The sequence below is a fragment of the Pseudomonas sp. H1h genome (assembly GCF_000633255.1).
Taxonomy (GTDB): domain Bacteria; phylum Pseudomonadota; class Gammaproteobacteria; order Pseudomonadales; family Pseudomonadaceae; genus Aquipseudomonas.
Genome location: NZ_AYMJ01000020.1, coordinates 55,489 through 67,734 on the forward strand (window position 1 = coordinate 55,489; position 12,246 = coordinate 67,734).

The window sequence follows — 12,246 nt, forward strand, 5'->3', positions numbered from 1 at the left end:
GCGCACTCCTTTGCCGGCGCATTGCCGAGCGCTACCTCCGATGGTGGATTTGAGTGTAGACGGCGCTGAGCGAGACTGCTGGCAACGCGCCACTTCGCAACGATGAAGATCCCCTGTGGGAGCGGGCTTGCTCGCGAAGACGATGTGTCATTCACATTGGAGGTGACTGACACGACGCCTTCGCGAGCAAGCCCGCTCCCACAGGGGATTTGTGTCAGGCAAAAAAACGGGAGCCACTTGGGCTCCCGTTTTGTACACCGGCTTAGCGCGGTGGGTAGTTGGCCAGAATCCGGCCCACCGTCTCGCGAATCGCATTGCTGCGATCCTGCGGATTGGGCGTGCTGCTGAGCATTTGCTCATCGCTGCCGCGCCACACCAGCTTGCCGTCCTTGCCGTCGAGGAGGTCGATCTGGATCGTCGCTACCTTGTAGGTGATGTTGCGGGTCTCGTTGTACATCGGCGCCCCCCAGTAACCGTTCCACGGGCCGCCCCAACCACCGCCGTAGTTGGTGGTCACTTGCTGCTGACGATCCTCGACGATCAGATAGGTCTGCACGCTCAAGTCGCCCTTGGCCCCCGCTGCGGCGGGACGCAAACCGCGCTGATCAAGTTGATCGCTGACGGCCTGGCGGATCCGTTGTTCGGTCAGGTCGCTTTTGATCCGGGGATCATCCGGGCGATATTGCAGCGCGGGTTCTTTCCAGCTCCAGCTGCGATACGCAGCAAAGTCGCGGCTGGCGTCGAAGTCATGGTTGACCTGGTTGGCGGCGCAGGCGCTGAGCAGCGCGGCCATGGCCAGTAAAGCGAGACGGCGGAACATGGTTTTTCTCCGGTTGAAGGCATGAACCTGCGAAGCGTTCTCACCTGGAGTTTAGCTGGGCGGATAAGCCGACATGGCTTTTTCCAAAGCCTCGCGAATGGCGTCGGTGCGCACGAGTTGGCTGCCCTGGTTGGCCGTTTCGGCGCTGGCGCTCCACACCGGTTGACCGGTGCCGGCGTCGAACAGATTGACCTGCACCACGACCACCTGCTCCTGATAAGTGCGAACGATCGGCACGCTGTTGTACATGCCGTAACCACGCCCGTATCGATCATAGCCACTGTATCCGCCGTAACCATAATCGTTCTGCACCTGACGCAGGCGGGTTTCCAGACGCAGATTGGCACTGACCAACAGGTCGGCCGGACGATTGTCGTGCAACGGGCGCAAGCCACGCTGGTCGAGGGCGTTGCTGACCGCCTCAGCCACTTGCGCTGAATCGGCCCACGCCGTGCCCGGCGGCAACTGGCCGTTGAGCCAGGCCCAACTGCGGTAGCGCCCGTAATCGCGCGGCGGTGCCGGATACGCACTGCGGTCGAACGTGGTGGCGGCTTGCGGCGGCGCCGGCGGCAAAGGCCGCGACTGCGCCACGTAGGGGTTGCTGCCCTGGCAGGCGGCCAACCCCAGACAGATCAGCAATAACCCCGATTGTGCTTTCATGTAGTGCTCCGATCAGATCGGCCGGCAGATCCAGTGCAAGTAACGCCCAAGCCCGGCGAAGCTTGGGTGACGACGGTGCGCCAGTTCCATTTCCAGCAAGTCCGCCAGTTCGACGCGGGCCTGGAATTCCACCGGCATATAGTCGTGGAAAACCCGCACCCCGCTCTGGGTTTCGACCTGCCACAAGCCTTCGAGTTGCGTCGCCAATTCCCGTGGATCAAGTGGCTGCTGCGGGGTCAGGCTCTGCTTTTCGCCGGCCATGACGTTCTTGCGCATTTTCTTGAAATGGCCCTTGAGCAGGTTGCGATAAATCAGCGCATCACGGTTGTAGAACGCCAGCGACAGCCAGCCCCCGGGCTTGGTCAATTGATGCAGCACCGGCAGGATCGCGTGGGGTTCGGCCAGCCATTCGAGCACCGCGTGGCAGATCACCAGATCGTACGGTTCGGTGAGCTGACCGAGCAGTTCCTGCCACGGCGCCTGAATGAATGTCGCGGTTTGCCCGGCATCGGCGAAGCGCTGACGAGCGCCTTCGAGCATCGGCTCGGCCGGTTCGGTGAAGGTCACCTCATGGCCACGCTCGGCCAGCCACAACGACATGTGGCCCAGGCCGCCGCCGATGTCCAGCACCCGCAACGGCCGGTCCGGCAGCGCTTCGGCGAGGTCGGCCTGCAGCACCGCGAGGCGAATCGCGCCTTTGGCACCGCCGTAGATTTTTTCGGCGAAGCGGGTCGCCAACTGATCGAAATGCCGGTCGCTCATCAGCGGAACCGCCGTTCGCTGTCGGCGAGCTTGCTACTCACCACTTCATTCATGTCCAGCCCCAACTCGCTGCACAGCAGCAACAGATACAGCACGATGTCGCCGACTTCCTGCCCGGCATGTGCCAGTTTGTCCGCCGGCAACTGGCGCGACTGGTCTTCGGTCAGCCACTGGAAAATCTCCACCAGTTCAGACATCTCGACGCTGGCGGCCATGGCCAGGTTTTTCGGGCTGTGAAATTGCCGCCAGTCATTGCGATCGCGAATGGTGTGCAGGCGTTCGGTCAGTTCAACAAGGTTCATCGGGCTCTCCTGAAGGCGTATAGCTTCGGGGGGATGCCAAGCGAAGGCAAGGGGCACGCTGTGCTTTTGGTGGGAGCGGGCTTGCTCGCGAATGCGGTGGGTCAAATGACTGATGAGTTGAATCACACACCGTTTTCGCGAGCCAGCCCGCTCCCACACAAGCTCGGTGCAAACCCTCTATAGTTGCAGGGAACTCGGCCACCTGCGTTGTGGCCCAAGGCTCAGCTCTTTCATCAGGATGCACACATGCAGGTAGAAAGCTTTTTCGAATGGCTCGGCCAGGCACTCGGCTCGATCATCCGCTTCATCGTCGATGGGCTCAGCGGCCTGTTCAACATTCTGAGCAACGCCGGTGGCAACTTTGTCGACGGCCTGGCCAAAACGCTGGGCATGGACACCTCGATCATCAGCATCCTCGCGCTGATCGTCGGTTTGATGCTGTTGTGGTCGGCGATCCGCGCGTTCATGAATGCGTCGATCATTGCCGGGATCATCTGGTTGCTGCTGGGGTTGTGGCTGCTGAGCTGGATCATCCACTGACACCGGTGCCTCCCGATGGGAGCGAGCCTGCTCGCGAAGGCGATGTGTCATTCAGCACTGCTTTGACAGACCTGACGCTTTGGCGAGCAGGCTCGCTCCCACAATGGATCGCACTGCGAACCCGATGAATCGCTACAATCCCCGCTCCCCCAAGGAGCCCGCATGTCCAACCTGATTGCCGACTGGCGCGACCGCCCGACTCACCGCAAGGTCTGGGCGCTTGCCGCGCCGATGATTCTTTCGAATATTTCCGTGCCGCTGGTGGCGCTGGTCGACAGCACCGTCATCGGCCACCTGCCCCACGCCCATCAGTTGGGCGCCGTGGCGGTCGGCGCCAGTCTCTACACCTTTCTCGCCTGGGCCATGGGCTTTCTGCGCATGGGCACCACCGGGTTTGCCGCGCAGGCCGCCGGGCGCAGCGACGGCGCGGCGTTGCGGCAGATTCTGTTGCAAGGCTTGCTGCTGGCTCTGGGGCTGGCGATCGTGCTCGGCACATTGGGCGTGCCGTTGAGCGGCGTGGCCCTGCATTTCATGCAGCCTTCGGCGGAACTCGACCAACTGACCCGCGAGTTCTTCCACACCCGGTTGTTCGGGCTGCCGGCAGCGCTGGCCAGTTACGCACTGGTCGGCTGGTTCCTCGGTACCCAGAACGCCCGGGCGCCGCTGGCGATTCTGCTGAGCACCAACCTGATCAACATTGCCCTCAACCTGTGGTTCGTCATTGGCCTGGAGTGGGGCGTGGCCGGTTCGGCCCGGGCCTCGGTCATCGCCGAGTGGAGCGGCGCCCTGCTCGGCCTGTGGTTGACCCGCGGCGCATTGCGCGCCTATCCCGGGCACATCGCCTGGGCGGCGTTGAAGGTGTGGCAGAGCTGGCGCCCGCTGCTGGCGGTCAATCGCGACATTTTCATTCGCAGCCTGGCGCTGCAATCGGTGTTTTTCCTGATCACCGTGCAAGGCGCGCGACTCGGCGATGCCACCGTGGCAGCCAATGCCCTGCTGCTCAACGGCCTGCTGTTGACCGCCCACGCACTGGACGGTCTGGCGCATGCGGTCGAAGCCTTGTGCGGACACGCCATCGGCGCCCGCGATCGCCTCGCCCTGCGCCGCTCATTGGTGGTGGCCGGGGGCTGGTCGCTACTGGCCAGCCTCGGTTTCGCCGCGCTGTTTCTGTTCGCCGGGCATCTGTTCATCGAAATGCAGACCGATATCCAGAGCGTGCGCGACACCGCGTTCATCTATCTGCCCTATCTGGCCGTGCTGCCGTTGATTGCAGTCTGGAGCTATTTGCTCGACGGCCTGTTCATCGGCGCCACCCGCGCCCGGGAAATGCGCAACGGCATGCTGCTGACCGTCGCGCTGCTGTTGCCGTTTGCCTGGGCGCTGCAGGGGTTGGGCAATCACGGGTTGTGGATAACTTTTCTGTTGTTCATGGTATTGCGCAGCCTGACCCTCGGCGCACTGGCCCTGTGGCTGCGCCGCAATGATGGCTGGTTCAGCGGCACGGCTCACTGAGCCGGCGTGTGTCTGACGAACGCAACCACCTGATCCAGCACCGGCGCCAGGCGTCGAAGCGGCCGCGACAGGGTCGCCACCAGCGTCACATGACTGGGGCGCGCGTAGTACAAATCCTGCACCGGTACGCCCGCCTCGCGCAGTTTGCGCGCGAGGCCTGCAGTGTTGCGCGTCGGGTTGACCAGATTGTCCCTGGTCGCGGCGATCAGCAGCGCCGGGGGAGCGCCGCGACTGACGTGATTGATCGGCTGCGATTGCGGCGGTGAGTTCGGCCAGAAAAACACCGGGCGCACGTCGGCGTTCTTGATCGGCAGAAAATCATACGGCCCGGCCAGGCCGATCCAGCCGCTGAGGTCTTTTGACGACATGCCTACCGCGCCAAGCAGGTCAGGATCGAGCGCCAGCATCGCCGCGTTGTACGCGCCGGAACTGTGGCCCAACAGGTACAGGCGCTGCGGGTTGCCGGCGAACTCGCGGATATGGGCCCGGGTCCAGGCCACTGCCCGCGCCGAATCCTCAAGAAACAGTGGATAGCGCACTTGCGGGTACAGCCGATAATCCGCCAGCACCGCGACAATCCCCCGCGACGCCAGCGCCTCGCCGACAAAAGCGTAATCGCCGCGATCACCGCTGTTCCAGCTGCCACCGTAAAAAAACACTACCACCGGTGCATCTTCCAGCGGCTGCCGTGGCACATAGACGTCGAGTTTCTGTCGAGGATCATCGCCATAGGCAATGCCAGCGGTTCTCTGGAACGTGTCATCGGGTGTCAGCGCATTGAGCACCTTGACCGGAGAACACCCCGAAAGCACCAGCAGCAGGAACCCGCCGAGGATTGCGCCGAACCGTTGCCACAAAGTGTTTGCCATCGGTGACGCACCTCAAAATTGATCTGTCTGCCAGCGTCGTCGCACATGGTTGAGCCGTTCCTGCTGGGTCAGCCCGTCCGGCACGCCAGGCAGTTCCGCCCGGGGATGCTGCAAGCGTAGCCACAACCAGCCATCCAGCACCGTCCGGTCTCTGAAACCCAGGGTCAACCCCTCCTGCACATGGGAGACCATCCGCGCGTAATCGGTTCCCAGCGATTGGCACCAGCGCCAGATGTGCTGCTCCAGCAGGCAGCTTTGCAAGCGCTCACGCTGGCGACGGGTGAGGCTTTCATCAATCCCCAGCGGTTCCACCGCCCACCGCGGATTACGCAGTTGCTGCCAGCCCTGACTGCCAATGGCAAAGTCGGCCCAGGTGCCACCGAACCAGCGCAACAGGTCGATCGGCCCAAGCCAGCGGCTCAAGTCACTGGCGTCACAGGCATCGAAGAAGTAACTGGCCGTGTGGCGGTTGTAGTACCCGAGCAAGGCACGGTGGCTGGGCCCGAAGGAAACCGTCAGCATCCGGCGCAGGTGGCTCAACAAGATCTGCTCAGAGGTCTCACTGGCCAGCAGCAGACCACGCCAGGTTTGCGGGTCGCGGTGACACAGCGCGACCAATGCCGGGCAATCGTGCAAATCGACCAGCAGCGGCCCGTACTCGCTCACGGCGGCAAACTCGGTGGTATCGAACAACCGCGAGCAACGTACCCCGGCAAATCCCTGGCGCAGTGTCGCCAGAGCTTGCTGCGCATCGGTGCCATCAAGCAACAGCCAATTCGCCTGCCGGGCAAACCCCGCGCCGCTCAAGTGGCATCGCCCTGATCCAGCGACGCGAGCAACCGGCAACTGCAGATTGACGCCGTGCAGTGGTTGTAACTGCCACCCCCGGGGATCAGACACAACAGCAGCATGGGTTCGCCGCCGGCGAGCCATTGTGTCAGGCCCGCGCTGGGCAACACGTCCGGCAGCACGGGAGGCAAAAGCTCATGGTCGTCTTCGAGCGCTGCCGATTTCTGCAGGAAACCACTGATTACCGGCTGATCCGGATCGCCCTCCAGAAAGCTCACCACCACTTCGACCCCTTCGCGCAACGACGCCGGCGACGTATCGCTCAATGCCGGCGCCAGGGGCAGCCAACAGTGGCTGGCGGCAGCGCCCTCCCCCTGATAAAGCCAGTCAAACTGAACCGCCACCGACCGCAGTTGATCCGGTTGTGGCTCGTCGACCATCACCACCCAGGCCCGTTGCAGGCTGTGCATGCGCGGCCTCGCACAAATGCTCACGGGTGCAGGGAGTGGCGCCTCGGCTGCGGCGAACAGCCGATTGCTGTAAGACGGCTCGCAGGCAGGATCACCGCGATGCTCGATACGGCTCAGCAACCAGCGACGGTTGCACTCGGCCAACGGATGCCCGGCCAGCGCCAGCCAGTGGGCACTGCGCACGGTCGGCAGGTCGCTGCGGCCTTCGGCCCTGTGGGTTCCGGCAGCAGGCTCGTGCACACCCGGCGCCTGCACTTGCACCTGCCAGCGACGCACCGCCGGCTCGGCGCCATTGTCCACAGACGCCCCATCAGCCACGGGCAGATGCGCCGGATCATCGGCGAACACCAGACAATGTGCCTCAGGGCTGTGCTCGAAGTAATAGTGGATCCGCGCCTGCGCACACAGCCGCTGCACAAATTGCAGGTCCGATTCGCGGTACTGGGTGCAAAAGGTCCGCACCGGGTATTCGCGGTGCAGATCGAAGCGTCGTTGCGTACCGACAATTCCATGTTCCTTGAGCACCTGCGCAAGGATCTGCGGCACGCTCTGGCTGCTGAAAATCCGCTGGCTGAAACGCAGTTCCAGACAACCGAGCTTCGGCGCCAGTTTCACCCGACACAACCGTGAACCTTCGCCATGCTCATGCTGGACGACACTCTGCAACTGGCCATTGAGGCCATTGTGCATGGGGCCGAACTGCAGGAACGCCGAACGAAAAAGCAGGCTGGCAAGGTCCAGTTGCGCGTCATCGATCAACAGATCGATGTCAAAGGCAAAGGGTTCGCTGATCCCCTCACTTCCGGTAAAGGCCAGCACCTCGAAGGGGTCGGAAAGCCCTGCAACATCGAGACGAAACGACGGCTCGTTGACTGAATCGAACATGGGCGGATCTCTACAGGAGGGACGGCCGGGGATTCTCGCCGAGAGCCATGGCCGAGTAGAGAGCTGAAGTACAACTTAGGAAATGACCTACGCGAAAAGCAGACCGGATGACTTTTCTGATGCAGTTAGCCAAACATTTCGCGAGGATTTTGGGAGATGTCCCACCGGGTTATCCGAGTTTTCCGCAGTTTGCGGAAAAACTTCAGACAACCCGACGGGAGCGCACCTGTTCTCAGGAAGACAGGTAGGAGGAACGGGTCAGGCCCAGACGCAAGGCATCAAGGAACTGCGTACGCTCGCTGGCACTGATGCGGGCACTGGCGCACTTGTCGCGGTAGTGGGTCATCAGTTCTTCCGGCGACAAGTGCACGTAGCGCAACATGTCTTCGATGGTGTCGTGGGTTTCGATACCGGCGTGGTACACGCTGCCATCGGCGTTCTGGTAGATGTTCACCGAGTCGGTGTCACCGAACAGGTTGTGCATGTCGCCGAGGATTTCCTGATAGGCGCCGACCAGGAACACACCCAGCAGGTAGTCTTCGCCCTCGTTCAAACCGTGTACCGGCAGGCTGGTTTCGATGCTCTGCTCGTCGACGTACTGGTTGATCTTGCCGTCGGAGTCGCAGGTCAGGTCTTGCAGCACGGCACGGCGCAGTGGCTCTTCGTCCAGACGGTGCAGCGGGATGATCGGCAGTACCTGATCGATCGCCCAGGTGTCCGGCAGGCTCTGGAACACCGAGAAGTTGCAGATGTACTTGTCGGCCAGCTTGTCGTTGAGTTCGTCGAGCACCTGACGGTGAGAACGCTGACGTGCCTTCAGCGAGTTGTGCAGGCGGCGGCACACGGCGAAGTAGCACTGTTCGGCCAAGGCTTTTTCGGCCAGGGTCAGCTTGCCATCGGCGTACTGCGAAGCCACGTCGCTCATGTAGTGCGTGGCGCGCCAGTAGGTCTCGGTGACCATTTCGATGTCGGTCGGGCCGAGCAGGTCAACCAGCCACTGCACGGTTTCCGGCAGCGCTTCCTTGTTTTCGATCTGCGGGATTTCGTCGTTGTGTTTTTCAACGTCGGTCACCTGCACCACCAGCATCGCGTGGTGAGCGGTCAGCGAGCGACCGCTTTCGGAGAAAATGTGCGGGTGCGGCAGGCTCTGCGCATCGCAGAACTCCTTGAGCATCCCGACCACGACACCGGCATAGTCGTCCATGTCATAGTTGATCGAACTGGCGTTGCGCGAGTGAGTACCGTCGTAGTCGACACCCAGTCCGCCACCAACGTCGATGTGATCGACCGGCAGGCCAAGGTTGCGCAGCTCGCCGTAGTAACGGATCGCTTCCTTGAAGCCATGCTGGTAGTCCGCGAGGTTGGCGATCTGCGAACCCATGTGGAAGTGCAGCAGGCGAATGCCCTGATCCAGGCCGGCGGCGCGGAAACGCTCGACCACCGACAGCAGTTGCGCCGCCGACAGGCCGAACTTGGATTTCTCGCCACCGGTGTCCGCCCACTTCGACGAAGCCAGCGACGACAGGCGCACGCGCAGGCCAACCTGTGGCTTGACCTTGAGCGAGGCTGCTTCTTCGATCACCAGACCGACTTCGGATTCTTTCTCGATCACGATGAACACGTTGTGGCCGAGTTTCTGGCCCATCAGCGCCAGACGGATGAACTCGCGGTCCTTGTAACCGTTGCAGACGATGGTGCCGCCCTTCGGCGCCAGTGCCAGCACCGCCAGCAGTTCAGGCTTGGAGCCGGCTTCCAGACCGATGGAAACGTTCTGGGTAGCGATGATGTTCTCGATCACCGCTTCTTGCTGGTTGACCTTGATCGGGTACAGCGCGGTGTATTTGCTCTGGTATTCCAGACGCTCGATGTTCGAGTCGAAAGCACCGGTCAGCTGACGGACGCGATCTTGCAGGATGTCGGGGAAACGCACCAGCAACGGCAAGGACAAGCCGCTCTTGCGCAGTTGGTCGACTTGTTCGAACAGGTCGATAGGCGAGCTGCTCGGGCCGTTCGGACGAACTTCGACGCGACCGGCGTCATTGATCGCGAAATACCCGGCCCCCCAATGGCGAATCCCGTAAACACTGCGGCTGTCCGCAACTGTCCATTGGCTGCCATCGTCTTTGCGTGTGCGTCGTACGGACATCGAAGTCCCCTATAAAGAAGTCATAGTGCGTCGCCTGATCTCAGGCCGGCGCAGTCTAAAGAATGAAAATGACGGTTCGTCAGCGCCGCGGTAGACCGCGCTGACAGCGTGTAGTTTAGAAACCGGTATGAACAGGCTCTGTGAAAACCATGGAGACGACGCCGGCGCTGAGCATGTCAGCACCGGATCAAGCCGCGGGTGGTTTTCACAGAGGCTGCTAGCCGCCGGACTTCTTCGCCTTGAAACCGTGCTTGATCAGCTCTGCCAAGAGTAGCTCGACATGATCGCCCTGGATTTCGATGATCCCGTCCTTCAACGCCCCACCGGTGCCGCAACGTTTCTTCAACGTTGTCGCCAGCTCCTTGAGGGCGTCTTCGGCCAGCGGCACACCGGTGATGGTGGTCACCGTCTTGCCGCCACGGCCCTTGCTCTCGCGGCGCACGCGGGCAATGCCGTCGCCCGCCGGGATCACGGTTTGTTTGCAGATACAGGCGTCCACCGGCTTACTGCATTCCGGGCAATGACGACCTGCGTCGGTGGAAAATACCAGGCCACCAAGGGCGGCGAAGGATGCGGCTTTTTTGGCCACCGGCAATCCTCTTGGGAGGACAAAGACTGATCGCAACCTCGGGCAAGGTTATCGACCGCGAAGCCCCACTCAGGCAGGGGCAGCGCTACTGCACCGGATCCCCTGCAAAAGCAGGCCGGCACAGCTTGAAAAGGTCGCGCAGTGTAACGGCAAAAAGCGCAATTGCTAAGAGCCAATCGGCGCCAATTCATGTGTTCTTTGCGACGTCGCTTTGCTGAGCCTTCAGATAACGCTTCAACGCTGCCAAGGAGTCCGGGCAGTAAGGCTTTTGCTCGATTTCCAGGAGCACCTGCGCGACCGGAATGAAGCGTGCTTCCAGGACTTCTTCCGGCTGCAGTTTCAGCGGCCCGTCCCACACCGCGGAAAACGCCGAACACCACAGGCGGTTGTCGGTGTCTTCGAAGAAGAAATGATCGTGGGCGGTCAGTTCCACCCCGCCCACGCCCAGCTCCTCTTCCAGTTCACGGGCTGCCGACTCGGCGTAGGTCTCGTGCGCCTGCACCATACCGCCGGCCGCCACGTCCCAGTAACCGGGATAGATGGCCTTGCTCAAGGTGCGCCGGTGCACGCAGAGTTCACCGGCAGAGTTGAACAGCATGATGTAGGTACCGCGACCGATCAGCCCGCGCTCACGCAAATCGGCCCGCACCAGGGCGCCGAGCAGGTTGTCCTGCTCGTCGACCCAGGCGATCTGTTCGGCATCGGAGGCGGCGCGGTGGGCCGCCTCTTTGGCGCTATCGACCATGACTCAGCCCTGATTGAGCAGTTGACGCAGATCGATCACTGCGGCGTTGGCCCGGGAAATGTAGTTGGCCATGACCAGCGAGTGGTTGGCCAATACGCCGAAGCCGCTGCCGTTGAGGATCATCGGGCTCCAGACCGGCTCCTGCGACGCTTCCAGTTCACGGATGATCTGGCGCACGCTGACGGTGGCGTTCTTCTTCGCCAGCACATCGGCGAAATCGACTTCGATGGCGCGCAGCAAGTGCGACAGCGCCCAGGCCTGACCGCGAGCTTCGTAGAACACGTTGTCGATCTGCATCCACGGGGTCTCGACGACCTCCTCGTCCACTTGCGGCACTTCGCCAACGGCCGGGACTTCGGTTTTCAGCGCAGTGTTGAGCTTGACCCGGCCAACACTGGCCGACAGGCGTTGCGACAGCGAGCCCAGACGGGTGCCGACATCGCCCAGCCAGTTGTTCAGGTTGTCGGCGCGGGCGTAGAACAGCGCGTTTTTCTGCGAAGGGTCGGACAGACGCGCCTGATAACGGCTCAGGGAGTTGATGCCTTCCTGATACTCAGATTCGCTCGACGGCAGGATCCAGCTCTTGTTATCGAAGTTGAAACGCGGCTCGGCCTTGGCCAGATCGGCGTCTTCAGCCGACTGTGACTGTGAGCGGGCGAAGTCTTTACGCAGGGCGCGGGTCAGGTCACGCACCTGCACCAGCACGCCGTATTCCCAGCTCGGCATGTTGTCCATCCACAGGCCCGGCGGGAAACGGTCGTTGGAAATGTAGCCGCCCGGCTTGTTCAGCAAAGTGCCGGCGACGGTCTTCAGGGTCTCGACCGTGGTGTAGCCGACGACCATCTGCTTGCCTTCTTTCTCGGCCGCGACCTGGGCGTTCTGCGCCACCGGAAACAGCGCCGGCTCCTCGCTCCAGTACCAGCCAAGGCCGATGGTGACCAGCAGATAAATGCCGATCAGCGTGGCCAGCGCGCGGCTGAACAACAGCCCACCCACATAGCTGCGGGCGGCCGACTTCGGCTCAGCGGCACGTTCAGGCGCGCTGCCCGCGCGGTTCTTCCAGTCCAGCATGGCGATATCCTTTCAATCACTTGGGTTCAACGGTTCGACCACAACCATACAACAACGTGCCGAGGCCGGCACTCGCCATTGAATAG

General features: G+C 62.2%; 13 protein-coding genes. 2 read left to right on the plus strand and 11 right to left on the minus strand.

All coding sequences use genetic code 11. From position 1 onward, the window contains the following. Positions 1 to 262: 262 nt before the first annotated feature. The 4 genes from U862_RS0118300 to U862_RS0118315 are packed head-to-tail and all read right to left on the minus strand — an operon-like array spanning position 263 to position 2,544. Positions 263 to 820 carry a DUF4136 domain-containing protein gene (locus tag U862_RS0118300; protein ID WP_025111746.1) on the minus strand — a complete coding sequence of 186 codons (558 nt, stop codon included), beginning with the start codon at positions 818 to 820 and terminating at the stop codon, positions 263 to 265. A gap of 51 nt (positions 821 to 871) precedes the next feature. Next, positions 872 to 1,480: a DUF4136 domain-containing protein gene (locus U862_RS0118305; protein WP_025111747.1), complete on the minus strand. Its 609-nt coding sequence runs from the start codon at positions 1,478 to 1,480 to the stop codon at positions 872 to 874. A gap of 12 nt (positions 1,481 to 1,492) precedes the next feature. Continuing rightward, a complete protein-coding gene (locus U862_RS0118310; protein ID WP_025111748.1) occupies positions 1,493 to 2,242 on the minus strand; it encodes a methyltransferase in 750 nt (249 codons plus the stop codon). Continuing rightward, entirely contained in the window at positions 2,242 to 2,544 is a 303-nt protein-coding gene (locus U862_RS0118315; protein ID WP_025111749.1) for a MazG-like family protein, read from the minus strand. Before U862_RS0118315 ends, U862_RS0118310 begins: the two co-directional genes overlap by 1 nt. Positions 2,545 to 2,790: 246 nt before the next feature. Between U862_RS0118315 and U862_RS0118320 the strand changes: the two genes are divergently transcribed. Next, positions 2,791 to 3,084 carry a hypothetical protein gene (locus U862_RS0118320; protein WP_007963021.1) on the plus strand — a complete coding sequence of 98 codons (294 nt, stop codon included), beginning with the start codon at positions 2,791 to 2,793 and terminating at the stop codon, positions 3,082 to 3,084. Positions 3,085 to 3,246: 162 nt separating this feature from the next. After that, positions 3,247 to 4,596, plus strand: a complete 1,350-nt coding sequence (locus tag U862_RS0118325) for an MATE family efflux transporter (protein WP_025111750.1) — start codon at positions 3,247 to 3,249, stop codon at positions 4,594 to 4,596. On the opposite strand, the gene U862_RS0118330 is transcribed toward U862_RS0118325, so the two are convergent. The 7 genes from U862_RS0118330 to U862_RS0118360 form a co-directional block, all read right to left on the minus strand. Continuing rightward, positions 4,590 to 5,465 (minus strand): alpha/beta hydrolase, encoded by an 876-nt coding sequence (locus U862_RS0118330; RefSeq protein ID WP_025111751.1) that lies wholly within the window; start codon positions 5,463 to 5,465, stop codon positions 4,590 to 4,592. The genes U862_RS0118325 and U862_RS0118330 overlap by 7 nt on opposite strands. Positions 5,466 to 5,477: 12 nt before the next feature. Then, the gene (locus tag U862_RS0118335; RefSeq protein WP_025111752.1) at positions 5,478 to 6,272 is read right to left on the minus strand and encodes a DUF4123 domain-containing protein; all 795 of its coding nucleotides are present in this window, start codon (positions 6,270 to 6,272) and stop codon (positions 5,478 to 5,480) included. Then, complete coding sequence (locus tag U862_RS0118340; RefSeq protein WP_025111753.1) at positions 6,269 to 7,609, minus strand: contractile injection system protein, VgrG/Pvc8 family; 1,341 nt, start codon at positions 7,607 to 7,609, stop codon at positions 6,269 to 6,271. Before U862_RS0118340 ends, U862_RS0118335 begins: the two co-directional genes overlap by 4 nt. Positions 7,610 to 7,841: 232 nt before the next feature. Next, a complete protein-coding gene (gene speA / locus U862_RS0118345; protein WP_025111754.1) occupies positions 7,842 to 9,755 on the minus strand; it encodes an arginine decarboxylase in 1,914 nt (637 codons plus the stop codon). Between the two features lie 217 nt (positions 9,756 to 9,972). Continuing rightward, on the minus strand, positions 9,973 to 10,344 hold the full coding sequence (locus U862_RS0118350) for a translation initiation factor Sui1 (RefSeq protein ID WP_007914613.1): 372 nt from the start codon (positions 10,342 to 10,344) through the stop codon (positions 9,973 to 9,975). 187 nt (positions 10,345 to 10,531) lie between these two features. Then, positions 10,532 to 11,089, minus strand: coding sequence for an NUDIX hydrolase (locus U862_RS0118355; protein WP_025111755.1), 558 nt, complete (start codon positions 11,087 to 11,089; stop codon positions 10,532 to 10,534). Between the two features lie 3 nt (positions 11,090 to 11,092). Then, a complete protein-coding gene (locus U862_RS0118360; protein WP_025111756.1) occupies positions 11,093 to 12,160 on the minus strand; it encodes a DUF2333 family protein in 1,068 nt (355 codons plus the stop codon). Positions 12,161 to 12,246 lie beyond the last annotated feature (86 nt).